The following is an 18,217-nucleotide window of genomic DNA, read 5'->3' as shown; positions in this document are numbered from 1 at the left end:
GGGCGGCAAAGAGAGGAACAACCTAATGATTTCAATCGGAGAAGTGCAGGAAACCAATAAGATGATCAGGGAAATGAACCTGGATGTCCGTACCATTACAATGGGTATCAGCCTGATGGACTGCGCCCATACGGATATGAAGATTTTTAACCAGAATGTATATGACAAAATCACCCGCTCGGCCGAGAAGCTGGTCAAGACCGGTGAGGATCTGGAGCGTCAGTTCGGTGTACCGATTGTCAACAAACGGATCTCGGTAACTCCAATCTCGATTGCAGCGGGCGCAGTACATACGGACACTTATGTCCCCGTAGCACAAATTCTGGACAAGGCGGCTAAGGAGGTCGGCGTTAACTTTATCGGCGGCTATTCCGCGCTGGTCCAGAAGGGCTGTACCAAGGGCGACCGGATTCTGATCGACAGCATCCCGGAAGCGCTGGCTGTAACAGAGAGGGTCTGCTCCTCGGTCAATGTGGGCTCCTCGCGCAGCGGCATCAATATGGACGCCGTCAAGCTGATGGGCGATATCATCCTCCAGACGGCTGAGCGCACCAAGGACCGCGACTCCATCGGCTGCGCCAAGCTCGTCGTCTTCTGTAATGCGGTTGAAGACAACCCGTTCATGGCCGGGGCTTTCCATGGTGTCGGTGAACGCGAATGTGTCATCAATGTCGGCGTCAGCGGTCCCGGTGTCATCAAGCGGGCGCTGGAGGAGGTTAAGGGCCAGGATTTCGAGACGCTCTGCGAGACGATTAAACGGACAGCCTTCAAAGTAACCCGTGTCGGACAGCTTGTTGCCCAGGAGGCCTCCAAGCGCCTCAATGTGCCGTTCGGCATTATCGACCTGTCGCTCGCCCCGACACCGGAGATCGGCGACTCCATCGCTGAAATCTTCCAGGTGATGGGCCTTGAAGAAGCAGGTGCTCCAGGCACCACAGCCGCACTTGCCATCCTGAATGACAATGTCAAGAAAGGCGGCGTGATGGCCTCCTCCTACGTCGGCGGCTTAAGCGGCGCCTTCATCCCGGTCAGCGAGGACCACGGGATGATCCAGGCCGTGCAGCGCGGCGCGCTGACGCTGGAGAAGCTCGAAGCGATGACCTGTGTCTGCTCCGTCGGCCTCGATATGATCGCCATTCCGGGCAGCACCAGCAAAGAGACCCTGTCGGGCATCATCGCTGACGAAGCGGCCATCGGCATGGTCAATAACAAGACGACCGCCATCCGCGTCATTCCCGTCATCGGCAAGGATGTCGGCGAAATGGTGGAATTCGGCGGCCTGCTTGGCTACGCTCCCGTAATGGCGGTCAACCCGTTCAACTGCGCCGGATTCGTTAACCGCGGCGGCCGGATTCCGGCACCGATCCACAGCTTCAAGAACTAAATTTCTGACCTTAAGGACACCATGGACCTTATTCGCTCATTATTGGCCTGGTTGGCGGCCTTGCGGACATCACGGACCTTATTTGCCGTTTTTCATACGCCAGCTCCACTTTACCGGCGGAATAACGGCACTGGTGTCCGCAAGGTCCCGCATTCAGGTACTTTTCCATAACATAAGGTCTCTCATGTCCGTAGCGCTAAGCCATTAACTTGGAACACTGTTGCGGAGCTGTCAAATTTCTTAATAGAGTTCCATTCGGACCCTCGCCGGCCCCGCTCCCCGCCGCTTCAGCCCGCTTCCTCCGTAATCGGCTCTTTTTCATTTTGCTTAAATGCCGAGACAAAGCCAAAGACAGGTTACCTCTCCCTCCGGGATGGGTAACCTGTCTTTGGCTTAAGCGCGGAATCCGCTCCGGGACATGCCCGAAGCAGCTGCAACATGGGTCAGCTTATCCGGGCCCATCATCAGATAAATCTGCTGAATCTGCTCACAGCCGGGGTCCAGGCTAAGGCAGAGCACACCCTTAATCTCCCCCTGATCGGTGAAGATCAGGGCCGGCTCACCATTGATTACCCCATATTCATGAGCACATGCGCGGAGATAATTCAGCACCCGGCGCGAGGTCAGCAGCGCCAGCACACCTTTGCGGCCGGTCATCGGCCGGAGAATGGTATGCACTTCCTGTCCGCCGCCGTCAGCGGTCAGCACCGGATGCTCACCCAGCAGCTTCAGCATGCCGCCAACATCATACGAGGTGAATGCGGCGGTAAACCGGCGCAGCAGATTGTCTTTGGCAGCCACGTATCCCGGTGCCAGCGAAGGTGTGCGGGAACCGGGCCCCGCCTGAAGCGTGCGCTTCGCCCGGCTGAAGATCTGCCGGCAGTTGCTCTCTGACTTGCCCAGCATATCCGCGATATCGTCGTAGCCGTACTCGAACGCCTGTCGCAATACAAACACCGCTCTTTCGGCAGGAGCCAGCCGTTCCAGCAGCACCAGAAACGCATAGGATAAGCTGTCCCTCCGCTCCGCCGCCGCCTCCGGCCCGTCATAGCCTTCGCTGACAGGCTCCGGCAGCCACTCCCCGATGTAGGTCTCTCTGCGGCTGCGGGCGGAATTCAGCATGTTGAGGCAGCGGTTGGTAACTCCTTTGGCTATATAGGCCTTCAGATTGCGGATTCCGGTCCTGTCCCGCCGCTGCAGCTCGGCAAATGTATCCTGAACAGCATCCTCAGCATCCGCTACTACACCCAGCATCCGGTAAGCAATGGAGAATGCATACCCTTTATAACTCAGATACAGCTCCTCCATAGCGGAACTGCTGTCCTGCACGGCTTCAGCCTCTGCAATCCTATCTTTACTGGCCTCCAAGCGCTGCCCCTCCTTTGACGCATTCCTGATTATGGTCTTAGCCGAAGCATCCCGGGAACATCCCGGTGGTAATTGCAATCCGGTTCCAGCTGTTAATCGTGTTGATCGCCATAATCCAGTCGACCATTTCCTCTTCACTGAAATGCTCCAGAACCTTGTTGTACAGCTCGAGCGGAACTCCGGCGCCGCTGATCAGGGTTACATGCTCGGCGAACTCCAGCAGCGCACGCTCCTTCCCGGTGAAGAGCGGAGCTTCACGCCATACACTCAGCAGCACAATATGATCGGTATAATTGCCCAGCTTCATCAAATCCTTCGCATGCATATCCAGGCAGAATGCACAGCCGTTGATCTGCGAGACGCGGATCTTTACCAGTTCGTACAATACTTTGTCTTTGCTGCGGCTGCCTGCATGCTGCTCCAGCGCCATCATAGCCCGGAAAGCAGGGGCGTTAACCTCACGGTAATTCATTCTCAGACTCATGTCTAATCGCCTCCATTATTGTTCTACATACTGTAGACAACAGTGATCCGTGAGTTGTGACAAATCCGGCGCAGGAAATTCAAACTTTATTATTGTCTTACTAAACATCAGCCTTAGCTGGCATTCAGCCGCTTGCTCTTGCGCGAAGAAAACAGCCGCCAGCCGGTCAGGAATGCAGACAGCAGGCAGATGCCCGACGAGGTCAGGAAGACAACATGCATCCCCGAGAGGAAAATATCCGGCCGGCCTGCAATCAGTCCGGTCACCCGGTAACCAGCCTTGCTGCTCATGACATTGAACAAAATGGAGGTGGCCACGGTGATCCCTACTACCATACCCACGTTACGGACCAGTGAGTTCACACTGCCGGCGGAACCCAGCTGGGTGCGCGGTACAGTGGACATGATCAGCGAGTTGTTAGGCGAGCCGAACAGTCCGCTGCCGATCCCGAGCATGGCGATCCAGACGCCGACAAGCAGCACCGGACTGCCGTCATGCAGCCGCGCCAGGCCGAACTGGGCGATAACCATGGCGATGAGACCGGCGAAGGTCAGGAGCTCGGAGCCAATCTTGTCCGACAGTGCTCCGCTGAGCGGCGCGACAATAACCATCGAGATCGGAAAGAGCATCAGCAGGAACCCTGCACTGAATGGCGACATGCCAAGCATATTCTGCGCATAGAACGGAGCGATAATATTGAAGCAGAAGTTCGAGATAAATACCAGGAACGCACAGAAGATACTCAGCGAGAATAAGGGATTCTTGAACAGCGACAATTGCAGCAGCGGCTGCTGGCGGCGCAGTTCCACAATAATAAACGCAATGAAGGTAATTACGGCTGCGGCCAGGGAGGCAAGAATCCGGTTGTCTCCGTAGCCAAACTGCTGGCCAAGCAGCAATCCGGCAAATAACGTAACTATAAAGACGGCAAACAGCGTACTGCCGGGAAGATCAATTCTGGATTTCACCCGGACCAGATCCTTCGGCAGCACCTTCCAGCCAAGGACAATCGCAATCAGGCCGATCGGAACGTTCACCCAGAATATATATTCCCAGCCCATCGTCGAAACAATGATTCCGCCAAGACTCGGTCCGGCAATACTGCCCAGCGATACAAAGGTACCGATCAGCCCAAGTGCCTTACCCCGTTCCGTAGACGGGAAAATATCTGTTACAATGCCCTGGCTGTTCGCCATAGTCATCGAAGCCCCGATGGCCTGGATGACCCGTGATGCTATCAGCAGCGGCAAGGTATGGCTGAAGCCGCAGAGCAGCGAACCCGCGGTAAAGACAATCATGCCCAGCTTGAAAATCCTGATCTTACCGGCTATATCCCCCAGCTTCCCGAAGAACAGGATCACGGAACAGATCGCCATCAGGTAGCCGGTGGTTACCCATTCAATCTGTGCCACCGGGAGCTGAAGCTGCTTCACCAGTACAGGCAGTGCAATATTAACGATACTGCCGTCCAGTGTGGACATGAAAGTAAACAAATTCAGGACGATCAGAATAATCCAGCGTTTCTTCTGAATGACTGCGTCCTCTTGATATGTAGCACTTATACTGCTCACTGCTAACACCCTCTTGTGTCAATTTTCAAATATAGTTGCATGCGCAACGAATTATTCAATCCAAGTGTACTGCAATTTAGTTGCGCACGCAACCATATTGTTGTAGTATGTGAGTCAGACAGTATTCGCATTAGCCGAAACCACCGTAACTATCTTCTGAGAGGTGTAATTCTTTGACTGCAGACCAAGAACCGATCGGCAAACTGATTACCCGGCTGCACCGCCTGAACCAGAAGCTTCTTGCCAGAGAGCTGCTGCCCTACGGAATCGGCAGCGGCGGCCAGCACAGCTTCCTTAAGCTGATTCTGAGACATCCGGGCATTACCCAGGATCAGATGACTGCAGAGATCAAATGCGATAAGGCTACCACCGCCCGCTCTGTTAAGCATCTTGAGGCTTCAGGCTATCTCGAACGCCGGCCCGACCCGGGCGACCGCCGTTCCTCCCTACTGTATCCGACGGCTAAAGCGCTTGAATTCGCTCCGGTATTCTATTCACTTCTAAGTGACTTTAACCGCAGGCTGTCCGCCAATTTAACCGGTGCTGAGATGGATACTCTGATTAATTTGCTCCATAAGGTCACACAGAATTCAGAAGAGATGAACAATCAGGCCTGACAAGTGGCAGCACCTGCCGTATACCTGCCACAGCAGAGCAAAACAGCGGTTCAACCGGTATTCCCGGGAACCGCTGCTTTGTTCTGCTGTTCTGCTGTTTCTGGCTGGATTGTAAATACGCCACAGACAGAAGCCTTCGCGCCTGCTGCCTGTTTCCGCCTCTTACACCTGATTCAGATAAATCCCCTCCAGAATATAATCCCAGCTCTCGCAGTCTCCCGCCCGGTTAGGAATTCCCAGTGAAGCAATCCCCGGAAGGCTCCACTCACGGTCAACCACCGACTCCAGGCCATCCACACCATTAACGATCAGGATCTGATATTCACCGCCGGTTAGCGTGCCGAGTGTACTCTGCAGCTGAACAGCCTCTTCGCGTGTACCGCCCCAGCGGATGAACAGCACCTTGCGGCTGACAGCAAGCGCATCCAGCAGCCGGCGGGAACGCATATTGATTTTCTCTTTGAAACCGGGATAGACATGATACCATTCCAGACCTTCCAGCACCGGGAAATCATGCACAGAGATCACGTTATAATAGTAGTCTTTTATAAAATAAGATTTGACCGGCTGTACCACTTCATTCTCGACAAACACATCATTCCCGTCAATCACACCCATATTCGGCAGCTCCATATATCCGGAAAAACGCTGGCCCAGCAGCCGGTTGACATCGGTTAGCGATAGTGAAACAACCCAATCCAGCGGTGAAGAGAACACCCGGAGGCCCTTCCGGCGTAAATGGGCCGCAGGCTCACAAGAGCTTCCCAGACTGATGATGCAATCATAACCTCCCTTAATTCCGGCCAAGTTCATCTGCGCTCACCTCTTACCTGTATTTCTATATTAAATGCTGCAGATCAGAAAAAAGCCTGGACGGGAGATGAGGAATGCTTTGCCCATTTTGACAAAACAGGTTAGAATGTAAACCAATATGAAAACCATTCACTTTCAGAAAGGGTGCTGAAAACTACATGAATCCGAAATCCAATGATAATAACCGCACCTCGCGGCCGCGCAAGGAGCGCTTTCCGTTGTCTCTGCTTGTACTGACACTCGGTGCCTTCGCTATAGGAATGACCGAATTTATTATAATGGGGCTGCTGCCTAATGTAGCCAGTGATCTCGGGGTAAGCATCCCGCAGGCCGGGCAGCTGATTACCAGTTATGCACTGGGCGTGGCCATCGGCGCTCCCGTGCTTACTATCTTCACCCACCGTCTGCCGCAGAAAAAACTGCTCGTGATTCTTATAGGAATTTTCATCTTCGGCAACGCAGTCTCGGTAATCGCCCCTACATATTCCCTCTTAATCCTGGCCCGGGTGCTGACCGCCTTCGCCCATGGAACCTTCCTCGGGGTCGGAACGCTTATTGCCGCCCGGCTGGTACAGCCGGAGAAACGGGCCGGCGCAGTGTCCATAGTGCTGGCAGGACTGACCGTAGCAAATATTATCGGCGTACCGTTCGGCACCTTCATCGGTCAGCAACTCGGCTGGAGAGCCTCCTTCGGCGCTATTACAGTGCTCGGACTGGTCTCCCTGTCCGGCATTATCCGGTATATCCCTGTCATCGTCCAGGATCAGGCAGCCAATCTCGCCGAGCAGGTGCGCGGGCTGCTGAATCCGAAGGTGCTGCTCATTCTGCTGACCGGAGCACTTGGCTGCGGCAGCCTGTTCGCCTTATTCACTTATATTACGCCGATACTGGAGCAGATCACCGGCTTCGCTGAACACAGCGTCACTTGGATTCTGGTATTGTTCGGAGTGGGTGTGACACTCGGCAATATCATCGGCGGCAAGCTGGCCGACTGGAGGCTGATGCCCTCCCTGATCGTTAACTTCGCCGTGCTGGCCGGGATTATTGCCTTGTTCCCGTTCACGCTGCAGCATCCTGTTCTTGCGGTATTGAACGTATTCCTCTGGGGCATTGCCGCCTTCGGTATCATGCCCGGCATTCAGCTGCGCATTATGAATCTGGCGCATAAAGCGCCGCTGCTGGCCACCACCTCCAGCCACTCGGCGCTCAACCTCGGCAACGCTGCCGGAGCTTATCTCGGCGGAGCCGCCATCAATCTGACGGGCATTGCTTCCATTCCCTGGCTGGCCTCCGGGCTTGCCGTACTTGCGCTTGCCGGGGCATGGCTCAGTTATTTGTCTACGCACAGCAGCAAGACCAGCCAAGGACTACCGGCCGGAATCAGTAAATCCGCCTGAGCCGGAGGAAGCCGCGTCCCGGATGATTACCATTTGCTTAACCTACCGGGTGTAATTCCCCGCCAGGCCCCTTACACCCGGCTTGACCCTGAACAATCCGCCGGCCAGCGGCCAGCGCTCCAGCTGCGCTGCACTCATGCCGCCGCGTGCCGTAGTAATGTACAGCTCATCCAGATGTTCACCGCCGAAGGTGCAGGAGGTTACACAATGAGCCGGAACCTCAATGGCCGCAAGCCGTTCCCCGGTATGCGGATTCCAGCGTGAGATGCAGCTTCCCTTATAATGGGCAATCCATAGCATGCCTTCGCAGTCAATGGTCATACCATCCGGCCAGCCGTCTCCTTCGGCGAACCGGACAACTGTTCTGCGTCCGCTTGCGTCCTGCATGGCCAGAATCCAGCCTCCGCCTTGTGCCGGCACTGCTGCACCTACTTTTTGCTCAAAGAAATAACGGTCTTCCTCTCCCCTCCGGGGATCATATACGCGCAGCTCCCTGCCTTCAATATCTACCCAGGACAGCTTGCCTGCCGCTGCATCCCAATGCGGTCCCTCGCCAAGCAGCGACTTGGAATCAATTACCAGTTCAATTAGCCCAGTCACCAGAATTCCTCCTACGCTTATACGGATGATGAAGCTTCAGATTAATTCTAACTTATGCTCTCTGCCTTTGCAGTGCCCTTATGTACTGCTTGCGGCAACCTGACATACCCTTGTCCAGTTAGGCATGATATTCTGGGTGTATTAATCTAAGGACAGAGGTGTACAGATGAAATACGAATGGAAAAAGCAGGACAAGGCCTTATATCTCCCGGCTGCTGAACCTGTGCAGATTCATGTTCCCGCCTATAATTATTTCACCCTGCAGGGACAGGGCAATCCGAACCAACCGGACTTCGCAGAAGCTGTGGGTGTACTCTATTCCCTTTCCTATGCAGTCAAGATGCTGCCCAAAAAAGGGCCGGCGCCTGAGGGGTATTATGAATATACGGTGTTCCCGCTGGAAGGCATCTGGGATCTTACCGAAGCCGGACGCTGTAAAGCTGAGCTCGACAAGGACGAACTGGTATACACCCTGATGATCCGTCAGCCGGACTTCGTGACCCCGGAGCTTGCCGCTGAAGTTCTGGAGAAGGTTAAGCAGAGCAAACCGCATCCGCTGCTGCACAAAGCCGCCTTCGACAATGTCGAAGACGGCCATAGTGTCCAGATGCTGCATATCGGCCCATATGATGATGAACCCGGCAGCTTTTCCAGAATGGAACAGTATTGTGCCGGGCAAGGTCTCAGGCGGCTCTCCAAGCTCCACCGGGAAATCTACATCTCCGATGCCCGCAGAACACAGGCTGAGAAGCTAAGAACCGTCCTGAGATTCACAGTAACGCAGGAGGTATAAGGATTAGTGCAGCTTACAGCAGCTTCACTTGATTTCTGACCCTTGCGTTTCTGTGAATCTCCAGTGTGCTGCGGTATTCCACCGTCTCAATCTCGCAGCCGGGTCCGATGATAATCCGTCCGCCCCGGACGGTCTCAGCCCGGGTGGCCTGAAGCTCAAGCTCATCGCCTTCAATCAGCCGGGCCGTGAAGGTCATGGCATGCTGCTGTCCGATCTTCAGCAGTGCCCCGGTCCGGCTGCGTTTGATCGAAATCCTGCCGCCGCCGACCGCCGCTGCACTGCACGGGCCGTACATTGAGAGCTCCAGCTTCCCGGCATTCAGCAGCCCGCTTACTTCGATTACTCCGCTAAGCTGCAGCTGCTCTGCTTCACAATCATTGCCCGTCTTAATCCCGCCGGTTAATCTGATATCCCCGATCCGCAGTCCTCCGCCAGCTGTAAGCTGGCCTTGTCCGCGCAGGCTGGCTCCGTCTACCCGGCCTTTCACCTCGCACTCTCCGGTAATCTTCATCTGCTGGAGCCGCAGATTACCGTTCACTGCAACCTCCCCGGTCTGGCTGAACTTCAGGCAATCTACATCTCCGCCAAATGTACATTCTCCGGTCACTTTGACATCCTTGAAAATGCCGCCTGCAGAGCTGGATGTGCCGAGTATCTTCAAATCATTGCGTGTTATAGCCTCATGCACCGTTCTTCTCCTCCTTCAGCACTGTGGCTCCCGGATGCACAGTCAATCCCGTCCGGTACTCAACCCGTCCGATACTGCAGCCTTCCCCGATGATGACAGTACCGCCCCGGACCACATCCGCTGTTGTGTATTCCAGATCAATATAATCGCCTTCGATAACCTTAACCCGCAGCTCCAGTCTAAGCTTGGGAATGATCCCGCCTAACAGCCTGCCCCAGACGGCGGTGCCTGTTTTGCGGATAATCAGGCTCTCCACCCCGATTTCACCAGCCTCTGCCAGACCCTGCAGCCCGAATTCCATCCGCCCCGCACTGAGCAATCCGCCTACAGTAAATACACCTTCGCCAATCAGCTCCTCAACCTCACAGTTCCCCTTCAGCTTCAGCATGCCGTTCAGCTTGCAGTTCTCTCCGCGCAGACTGCCTTCTCCGAGCAGCACCCCATCCAGCTTCATTACATCAAACTGCAGATTGCCCTTCACTTTGAGATTTCCGTTAAGCTCCATTTCTTCCGCTGCAAGGTCTCCGTTCATCTTCATTACACCGTCACATTTGCAGGAATGCGCGCTCAGCGCCCCGTTAATCCGGCTGACACCATTAATATTCACCTTATTATACTTGCCTCCGGCGGCTGTATTGACCCCATCCATCCGTAAATCCGGCAGCTCTTTGTTCTCCATGACCCGCCCTCCCATCAGCTTAGTCTCCCTTTCAATTGCTCCACGAGATCTGCAAGGCTGAGCCTGCACACCAGCCGTACGCCTTCATCGAATACCAGCCCGGCTCCAGGCAGAGCCATAAGAAAGAAGCTGACACCCATCTTCCGCACAAAAAACAGCTCCCAGCCCTTCCCTCCGAACCCCTGCATATGGGAGCCAAGTGTCTGATAGAGCCGGTCTGCTTCCTCCAGATTCAGTTCACCCTTGCCGAGCAGCATATCCACAGTGAACAGATTCAGAATCTGCTCAAAAGTCAGCTGAAACTGCTCGCTTCCCGGTATACCGAACCGCTCCAGACTGCTGTCCGAAACAATGTTACGTTCTCTTAATTGAGCCACGGTTAAAGATATCTGGTGCTGAGTCAAAGGCTCTGACAGTTTGTCAGCCAGTTCATCCAGGGACAGATCTTCTTTCTTCTGTAAAATATGCTGCACCCGCCCGAGGATTCTGGCCCGCGGGAAAAAGGTTTCCTGCCCGGTAAAGGTAGACTTGCGGATGAACCATTCCTCCGGGATCAGCTGCTTCCGCTTCCAGCGGTATAACTGTCCGTAAGAGATACCGGTCTCATCCAGAAGTTCCTTCTTGGAGATTAAATCTTCTTCCATGTGATCACTCCTTGCGACCATCGTAACATAACACTGTTACGTTGTAAATAAACAAGCATCAGCTATCCGGCCGGCCTAACTGAGCAACCCGGGTCCGATCGGCAGAAAAACCAGACAGCCTGCCGGCTGTCTGGTATCCTCATCATATTCGGCTTATATACCAAGCCTTACACTCATCTTCTGCCGCCCCCCGTACCGCTTCTTACTGGACATAGGTATAATGCGGGGAATCATACTGCGGGCCGGATTTCTCATAGGTGAACCAATATTCAATGCTGCTGCCGGCGCTCAGGCCGCTGACGGCCATTCGCCAGGTTCCCGAGGTGAGCATCATGCGGTAATTCAGCTGTGCGCCGCCGTTCACCTTATAGTGAACATCCACATACAGGGCCGGGGTCACCGGTGTAATGAAGATGCTGGCTTCCGCTGCAGACAGCTTAGTCACCCCTGCCGTATAATCAGCTGTTACATGATTGCCGCTGCTGCCGGAGCTGTTTGTAGTGACGGTTACGGCATTACTCGCAGCTGAGAGATTACCTGCGGCATCTGTTGCTTTTACCGTGAAGGTGTATGCCGTAGAAGCAGTCAATCCGCTGAGCGTTGCTGTAGTTCCGGTGACTGAAGCCGTCTGAGTGCCGCTGCGGTACACGTTATACCCGGTAACTCCCGTATTATCCGTGGACGGCGACCAGCTCAGGCTGACCGTTGTGTCTGTCTTTCCCGTTGAGGTCAGATTCGCAGGTACCGTTGGTGCTGTAGTATCGCCCGGAGTGCTGCCTCCGGTCAGATACTGGCCGGTGAACGGGTTGAAACGGTGCAGAGAGAGAATTAGCCAGCCGGTGCTGGAGACACAATTCTGCTGGGCCATCACCCAGTAGCTGTTGCTTGTGCCTTTAAGGGAATAAGGGATTCCGCCGAGTGACGGGCCGCTGGTTCCCTGCTTTTTGATAATCTCCGTATTGATCGCATCCGCTTTGACTGTATTCCCCTGCATGTAGTAGGCAAGTGACATGAATGCTGTCCCTTCCAGCCAGATGTCTGCCCCCGTATTGCCAATCTGATTACCGTTATCGTCATACGCCGGCAGCACCTCACCGGTCCAGTCGAAATCATATCCGGTCATCGTATTTCCGGCATCGTTATAGGTCAGAGTCTGCTTGTAGCGCGGACTCGCAAGTGTTCCCGGTGTACCTGCTGCATTCTCCACATAGGCCAGGCTCGCTCCATAATTGCGTGTTCCGCTCAGCCCTAATGCGAGCACACCCCAAGGATTGACATCGAGCGGAATTTTGGGGTCAATCAGATTCGTATCATTTTTCCAGCCGCCCTTGAAGCGTTTCGCCGCCTCATCCCAGACCACATTATCGAGGAAGCTTTTCACGCCGGTTGCCGCGGCTGTATAAGCTGCTGCCTTGCTTGCATCCACGGAAGCATAGTATTGCAGGACACGGTAGAGATCAATATTGTGCTCCGTTGAGCTCCAGGGCTCATCCGAATTGCTCCATGCGCTCCAGCCTCCGGCGATGCCGCCGTTTGCTTTCGAATAAGTCAGGCACCAGTCCAGCGCCTTCAGTGCCATTGCACGGTAGCGCGTATCGTTATACTGCTTCTCATATGCCATAGCAGCCATGGCCATCCAGGAGACAGGTCCGACATGCTTGCGGATTTCTTCACCATAGCCGTTGTTATACCAGTACGAGTTCAGCCAATATCCCGCCGGGTCCTGAATGTCACGCATTTTGTTCAGCACCTTCTCGGCCCGGGTCCGCTCCCCTTTGACAATGAAAGCAATTGCTGCAACGGCCTGATCATAGGTGTAGACGATTTGTTTCGGGTTGTTCGGACTCCAGAAATCCTCGAAGCTGTCCACCAGGCCGTCAAAGGCATACCCCACCGTGGCATCCTGCTGCACCTGCAGCCAGGTCAGCGCCCGGTTTGACGCATCGCTCACCGCATCCGCACGGGCTGTACCGGCAGCAGGCAATGAAGCCCCCAGAATCAGCACGGCTGCCATCAGGACGAGAATCAGCTTTCTTTTCATCCAAGTGTTCCTCCTCAATCGGGATATTTACTAAAGCGTTTTCAAAGGATGGAAATGCGGGTTCGGCTGTACCATACCATGGTATTTATCCTCATTCTCAGCTTTGATAGCGCTTTCGTCAATCAATATATCTCCATTTTTTACTAAATGAGGCGAAACACCCGTTCGCTCCTTTTTTCGACAAAACGAAAGTCCTGCTAAGTTTCTGCGTTATTCGTTAATATGCAATTTTTCGCAGCAAGACATGCTGAAAAGCCCCGGAATGTAGTTTAACGCTACAACGAAAAAAGAACAGACACTCCCCGCATGAGGATATGTCTGCTCTCAATCAATCAAGCCTGTGTGCGGCAGAGCAGCCGGTCTTGACCAGCTGCTCTGCCGCTTGTCCAATAAACCGGACTATAGAAACAGCAGAAGTTACTCTTCGGCCTTGCCCTCATCAGCTGCTTCCGCTGCTGCCGGTTCTGCAGCATCTGTATCAGCCGGCTCTTCAAGCACAAGCGGAGGTGAAATCCGCACAATCAGCGTGTCCTCCGGGGTCAGGATCTCCCAGCCTTCATGCTTCGGCAGATCCGAGACCAGCAGCTGGTCACCAATCTCCAGGCCGCTGATATCCACTTCGAACGAAGCCGTCAGCTTGTCCGGCAAGGTACGGATGTCCAGCTCGTACAGCTCTACCTGCTGGATACCGCCGCTCTTCACCCCGGCAGGATCACCGGTGAAGTGGAAGGCCACCTTCGTATCGAGTTCAGCTTTCATATCAATCTGCTGTAAGTCAACATGGAGCAGGTTACGTGACAGCGGCTGGCGCTGCACCTCCTGGATAACGGCATTCTTCGCGCCGGAGCCGGGAATTTCCACCTTCAGGATCGCCCGCGGGTTTTTGCCGAGAATCTCATTAAGGGTTTTGGCATCTGCTGAAAAGGACTGGGTATCTGAACCTGCACCGTAGACGACGACCGGTACAAAGCCTTTGCTGCGCTGGGAAGAAGTCGAGCCGGATCTTTCTGTCAAGCGTACTGTGGTATTCATGATATTCCTCCTAAAAGTTTTTTAGCGGAGCACACTTACAGGTGCAGCTTCTGAGTCTGAATAAAGCTGGCTTGCAAGCATCCGCCAAGTGGTGTCAGCATTGCTGTAATAAAAACAAGACCAATTAGATTCTTATGTCTAATCAGTCTCTTATTAACCATATTTGCCTGCTGTGGAATCAGTATAGCACTGGGAAGATAGCAAGTCAAAATAGGGTAATATGCAATTTAAATCCATATTTAATATTAATTACACTAAATGACAGGCGACAAAATGGCCTCCGCCTGCATCCCGGAACAGCGGAATTTCCGCCATGCAGATCTCCTTGGCATAAGGGCAGCGTGTATGAAATTTGCAGCCGGAGGGCGGATTTGCCGGGCTTGGAATATCCCCCTTCAGCACGATCCGCTCCCGCTTCAGCCGGGGGACCGGCACAGGTACAGCAGACAACAGCGCTTTCGTATAGGGATGCAGCGGATGAAGGAACAGCTCGTCCCTGGCCGCCGTCTCCACCATCGATCCCAGATACATCACACCTATCCGCGCGCAAAGATGCTCCACAACACTAAGATCATGCGAAATGAACAGATAGGCTAGTCCTTTGTCCTGCTGCAGCCTGCTGAACAGATTGATGATCTGGGCTTGTATGGACACATCAAGTGCCGACACCGGCTCATCTGCGATAATCAGCTCCGGATTCAGGATCAGCGCCCGGGCAATGCCGATCCGCTGGCGCTGTCCGCCGGAGAATTCATGCGGGAAGCGGTCGATGTGATAGGCGGATAACCCGCAGGCTTCCAGAGCCGCAAGTACCCGGTCCCTGACTTCCCTCTTCGTGCTTAACCCATGGTCCAGCAGCGCTTCGCCTATTGCCTCCCCGACTCTTACGCGCGGATTAAGCGCACTGTAAGGGTCCTGGAAGATCAGCTGCAGCTGCGGCCGGATCAGGCGCATTTCAGCCGCTGACAGGCTGTGGATATCCACACCTTTAAATTTAACCTCACCCTCTGTTTTATCCGTCAGCCGCAGAATCGTCCGTCCAACGGTGCTCTTACCGCTGCCGGATTCGCCGACAAGGCCGAAGGTCTCGCCAGGCCGGAGTGTGAGGCTGATGTCGTCCACTGCCTTCACATGTCCTACCGTACGTCCCAGCAGCCCTTGCTTCACCGGGAAGTATTTCTTCAGAGACTTAACTTCAAGCAGCAGCTCAGACATATGCTTGCGCCTCCTCATACAGCCAGCAGGCTACCTTCTGCCCGTTTCCCGTATCCTGAAGCTGCGGCTGGACGTTGCGGCAGACCGGCGTGCAGTGCCCGCAGCGGTCGTGGAAATAACAAGATGGTGCTAATTCAAGCGGATTCGGCACCTGGCCGGGAATGGAATAGAGCTCATCCAGACGCTGGCCCATCACAGGCTTGGACTTCAGCAGCCCCCGGGTATACGGGTGTTTAGGATTCTCGAACAGCTCCACTACACCGCCTTCCTCAACAACCTGCCCGGAGTACATGACAATAACATAATCGGCCATCTCAGCCACTACGCCAAGATCATGGGTAATCAGCAGAATAGACATGCCCGAATTCTCCTTGAATCCGCGCAGCAGATCAAGAATCTGCGCCTGGATGGTTACATCCAGAGCGGTTGTCGGCTCGTCGGCGATCAGCAGCCTGGGACCGCAGGAGACCGCGATAGCAATCATGATCCGCTGCAGCATCCCCCCGCTCAGCTCGTGGGGGTAGCTGCCCATAATCTGTTCCGGCCGGGAAATCCCGACTTGGGTAATCAGCTCGACAGCCCGGGTACGGGCCTGTTTCTTGTTCATCTTGAGATGAACCAGGAGCGGCTCCATAATCTGCTCGCCAATCCTCATGACCGGATTGAGCGAAGACATCGGCTCCTGAAAGATCATGGCGATCTCATTGCCGCGGATGCTGCGCAGCGCAGTTTTGTCCAGCTTAAGCAAATCTTCCCCGCGGAAATCAATACGGCCTCCCGCAACCTTGCCGCCAGGCTCCTCTATCAGTCCCATGATGGACATAGCCGTAACACTTTTGCCGCAGCCGGATTCACCGACAATGCAGACCGTCTCGCCTTCGCGGATGCCGAAGCTTACGTTATCCACGGCCCTCACCTTGCCTTCATCTGTGAAGAACACGGTGCTCAGGCCTTCTATATTCATTAAAGGCTCCATAGATATGGCCACCTACCTCTTCTGTTTAGGATCAAGCACGTCTCTGAGGCCGTCACCAAAAATATTAATCGCTATAACTGTTGCAAAAATCGACAGTCCCGGCGGAATCCATAGCCATGGGCGGTCCTGGAAATCAAGGATGTTGTTCGCCGCGTCTATCATGTTCCCCCAAGTCGGCGTAGGCGGCATGACCCCCAGGCCGAAGAAGCTGAGCACCGATTCGCTGAGAATCGCCCCGCCGATATTCAGTGTAGCCATAACAATCAGCAGCGGAACAATATTCGGCAGCAGATGATGGAACAGCTTTCTGCGGTCACGCAGACCCAGTACTTCGGCCGCCTGCATGAATTCGCGTTCCCTCAGGCTGAGCATCTGTCCCCGTACCATCCGGGCCAGCCCCGGCCAGTTCACAATACTTAGCATCAGCATGACGATGTACATGCGGTAATCGGTTGGAATCTTCCATTCCAAGAGCAGCGCACCGAAGATGAACAAGAGCGGAAGGCCGGGAATGGTCATCAGCAGATCAGCGATCCGCATAATAATCTGATCGAGAATACCGCCGTAATATCCGGCAACCGCACCGAGCAGTGCGCCAAGAAACACGGACAACACCATCGAAGCAAGGCCTACGGTGAGAGAGATGCGCCCGGCCTGCATAACCCTGGTTAAAATATCCCTCCCAAGGGCGTCCGTTCCCAGCCAGTGCTGCAGACCCGGTGCCTTGTTCATCATCGCCATATTGATCTTGTTATCCGTATACGGCGAGAAGAACGGTCCGATGAAACATAATACAAACATAAATACGACCACCGCGAAGCCCGCCACCGCCAGCTTATTGTGCAGAAGCCTCCGCAGGGATTGCCGGAACAGGGAAGATTTGCCCGTGCCGGCCCGGGGTCTTGCCACCTCGCTCAAACTGCTGTTAACCGCCATAAGATCCTCCCCTCCTATAACCGGACACGCGGATCAGCCACCCGGTACAGAATATCCGAGAGCAGTGTTCCGATTACCGTCAGAATAGCCAGAAACATCGTGAAGCCCATCAGCAGCGGGTAGTCCCTGAGACCGAAGGACTTCATATACAATTGGCCGATGCCCGGCCAGTTAAAGATTTGCTCGATAATAATTGAACCCCCGAACAGCGCGGGCAGCTCGAAGCCGACCAGAGTGATCGCAGGCAGCAGGGCATTGCGCAGCGCATGGGTGAACAGCACCTTACGTTCCTTCAAGCCTTTGGCTCTGGCTGTACGGATATAGTCCTGCTTGAGCACGTCGATCATATTGCTGCGGAAGTAGCGGGTTAATGAGCCCAGTCCCAGCAGCGTCATGACGATGACCGGAAGGGTCATATGATGCACCACTTCTTTGAAATAAGCGAATCCGGCAGCATTGCTGCCTGTTGTCATCATTCCCCCGGGCGGCAGCCACTTCAGGTCTACCGCCAGAATCTTGATCAGAAACAGGCCGATGAAGAACGACGGCAGCGACATCGCGGCGAAGATTGCAATCATTACCAAGGTATCAAACCAGGAATATTGCTTATAGGCAGAAATGACGCCGATGATTACCGCGATCAGCCAGGTGAGGAACGTAGAGACGGCGGCCAGCAAAAAAGAATTCCAGATATAGTCACCAAACAGCTGAAGCACAGGCTTCTGCTGGGCAAGTGAATATCCGAAATCCCCGTGAAAAGCATTGTTCATCCATGTCCCGTAGCGTTCAAGCACAGGTTTATTAAGACCATAAATTTCCCGGAGCTCTGCCTTACGTTCAGCTGTCAGCTTTATATTTCCGGTAATGAAATCACCCGGTGTCAATGCATAGAGGCAGAAGATCAGCAGCGAGGCGGCAAACAGGATGATCAGCATATACAGTACTCTTTTCGTCAGATAAGTGCTCATGATCGGCTCCT

Annotated in this window: 18 protein-coding genes; 4 read left to right on the top strand and 14 right to left on the bottom strand. The window is 54.3% G+C overall.

From position 1 onward, the window contains the following. Nucleotides 1-25 precede the first annotated feature (25 nt). Complete coding sequence (locus LOS79_RS04815) at nucleotides 26-1,384, top strand: PFL family protein (RefSeq protein ID WP_397386735.1); 1,359 nt, start codon at nucleotides 26-28, stop codon at nucleotides 1,382-1,384. Between the two features lie 393 nt (nucleotides 1,385-1,777). On the opposite strand, the gene LOS79_RS04810 is transcribed toward LOS79_RS04815, so the two are convergent. From LOS79_RS04810 to LOS79_RS04800, 3 genes are all read right to left on the bottom strand, one after another. Then, complete coding sequence (locus tag LOS79_RS04810; protein ID WP_315421995.1) at nucleotides 1,778-2,692, bottom strand: sigma-70 family RNA polymerase sigma factor; 915 nt, start codon at nucleotides 2,690-2,692, stop codon at nucleotides 1,778-1,780. A gap of 97 nt (nucleotides 2,693-2,789) precedes the next feature. Then, nucleotides 2,790-3,236, bottom strand: coding sequence for a carboxymuconolactone decarboxylase family protein (locus LOS79_RS04805; RefSeq protein ID WP_315416690.1), 447 nt, complete (start codon nucleotides 3,234-3,236; stop codon nucleotides 2,790-2,792). A 113-nt stretch (nucleotides 3,237-3,349) separates the two neighbouring features. Beyond that, nucleotides 3,350-4,807, bottom strand: a complete 1,458-nt coding sequence (locus LOS79_RS04800; RefSeq protein ID WP_397386734.1) for an MFS transporter — start codon at nucleotides 4,805-4,807, stop codon at nucleotides 3,350-3,352. 173 nt (nucleotides 4,808-4,980) lie between these two features. Between LOS79_RS04800 and LOS79_RS04795 the strand changes: the two genes are divergently transcribed. Continuing rightward, complete coding sequence (locus LOS79_RS04795) at nucleotides 4,981-5,424, top strand: MarR family winged helix-turn-helix transcriptional regulator (RefSeq protein ID WP_315416686.1); 444 nt, start codon at nucleotides 4,981-4,983, stop codon at nucleotides 5,422-5,424. A gap of 162 nt (nucleotides 5,425-5,586) precedes the next feature. Here the strand turns inward: LOS79_RS04795 and LOS79_RS04790 are convergent, their stop codons facing one another. Then, the gene (locus LOS79_RS04790; RefSeq protein ID WP_315416684.1) at nucleotides 5,587-6,237 is read right to left on the bottom strand and encodes a DUF1796 family putative cysteine peptidase; all 651 of its coding nucleotides are present in this window, start codon (nucleotides 6,235-6,237) and stop codon (nucleotides 5,587-5,589) included. A 158-nt stretch (nucleotides 6,238-6,395) separates the two neighbouring features. On the opposite strand from LOS79_RS04790, the gene LOS79_RS04785 reads away from it, so the two are divergent. Beyond that, on the top strand, nucleotides 6,396-7,634 hold the full coding sequence (locus tag LOS79_RS04785) for an MFS transporter (protein ID WP_315416683.1): 1,239 nt from the start codon (nucleotides 6,396-6,398) through the stop codon (nucleotides 7,632-7,634). A gap of 42 nt (nucleotides 7,635-7,676) precedes the next feature. On the opposite strand, the gene LOS79_RS04780 is transcribed toward LOS79_RS04785, so the two are convergent. Continuing rightward, nucleotides 7,677-8,234: an SMP-30/gluconolactonase/LRE family protein gene (locus LOS79_RS04780; protein ID WP_315416682.1), complete on the bottom strand. Its 558-nt coding sequence runs from the start codon at nucleotides 8,232-8,234 to the stop codon at nucleotides 7,677-7,679. A 166-nt stretch (nucleotides 8,235-8,400) separates the two neighbouring features. Here LOS79_RS04780 and LOS79_RS04775 point away from each other — a divergent pair, with 166 nt between their 5' ends. Then, nucleotides 8,401-9,027 (top strand): GyrI-like domain-containing protein, encoded by a 627-nt coding sequence (locus LOS79_RS04775; RefSeq protein ID WP_315416680.1) that lies wholly within the window; start codon nucleotides 8,401-8,403, stop codon nucleotides 9,025-9,027. A gap of 13 nt (nucleotides 9,028-9,040) precedes the next feature. Here LOS79_RS04775 and LOS79_RS04770 read toward each other — a convergent pair whose 3' ends face one another. The 9 genes from LOS79_RS04770 to LOS79_RS04730 all read right to left on the bottom strand — a co-directional run bounded on the left by LOS79_RS04770 (nucleotide 9,041) and on the right by LOS79_RS04730 (nucleotide 18,206). Next, nucleotides 9,041-9,715 (bottom strand): hypothetical protein, encoded by a 675-nt coding sequence (locus LOS79_RS04770; RefSeq protein ID WP_315416678.1) that lies wholly within the window; start codon nucleotides 9,713-9,715, stop codon nucleotides 9,041-9,043. Further along, on the bottom strand, nucleotides 9,708-10,394 hold the full coding sequence (locus LOS79_RS04765) for a hypothetical protein (RefSeq protein WP_315416676.1): 687 nt from the start codon (nucleotides 10,392-10,394) through the stop codon (nucleotides 9,708-9,710). Before LOS79_RS04765 ends, LOS79_RS04770 begins: the two co-directional genes overlap by 8 nt. A 14-nt stretch (nucleotides 10,395-10,408) precedes the next feature. Continuing rightward, nucleotides 10,409-11,038, bottom strand: coding sequence for a YhbD family protein (locus LOS79_RS04760; protein WP_315416675.1), 630 nt, complete (start codon nucleotides 11,036-11,038; stop codon nucleotides 10,409-10,411). 202 nt (nucleotides 11,039-11,240) lie between these two features. Beyond that, nucleotides 11,241-13,079, bottom strand: coding sequence for a fibronectin type III domain-containing protein (locus LOS79_RS04755; protein ID WP_315416674.1), 1,839 nt, complete (start codon nucleotides 13,077-13,079; stop codon nucleotides 11,241-11,243). 417 nt (nucleotides 13,080-13,496) lie between these two features. Then, nucleotides 13,497-14,111, bottom strand: coding sequence for a 50S ribosomal protein L25 (locus tag LOS79_RS04750; RefSeq protein ID WP_315416673.1), 615 nt, complete (start codon nucleotides 14,109-14,111; stop codon nucleotides 13,497-13,499). A gap of 249 nt (nucleotides 14,112-14,360) precedes the next feature. Then, complete coding sequence (locus LOS79_RS04745; protein WP_315416672.1) at nucleotides 14,361-15,326, bottom strand: ABC transporter ATP-binding protein; 966 nt, start codon at nucleotides 15,324-15,326, stop codon at nucleotides 14,361-14,363. Next, the gene (locus LOS79_RS04740; protein WP_315416671.1) at nucleotides 15,319-16,302 is read right to left on the bottom strand and encodes an ABC transporter ATP-binding protein; all 984 of its coding nucleotides are present in this window, start codon (nucleotides 16,300-16,302) and stop codon (nucleotides 15,319-15,321) included. The genes LOS79_RS04745 and LOS79_RS04740 overlap by 8 nt, the downstream gene beginning before the upstream one ends. Before the next feature lie 12 nt (nucleotides 16,303-16,314). Continuing rightward, on the bottom strand, nucleotides 16,315-17,238 hold the full coding sequence (opp4C, locus tag LOS79_RS04735) for an oligopeptide ABC transporter permease (RefSeq protein ID WP_315416669.1): 924 nt from the start codon (nucleotides 17,236-17,238) through the stop codon (nucleotides 16,315-16,317). Between the two features lie 14 nt (nucleotides 17,239-17,252). After that, nucleotides 17,253-18,206 (bottom strand): ABC transporter permease, encoded by a 954-nt coding sequence (locus LOS79_RS04730; protein WP_315416667.1) that lies wholly within the window; start codon nucleotides 18,204-18,206, stop codon nucleotides 17,253-17,255. Nucleotides 18,207-18,217 lie beyond the last annotated feature (11 nt).

It is taken from the genome of Paenibacillus sp. MMS20-IR301, assembly GCF_032302195.1.
Lineage (GTDB): Bacteria > Bacillota > Bacilli > Paenibacillales > Paenibacillaceae > Paenibacillus_AQ.
This window is presented reverse-complemented; position numbering and strand designations above follow the sequence as displayed.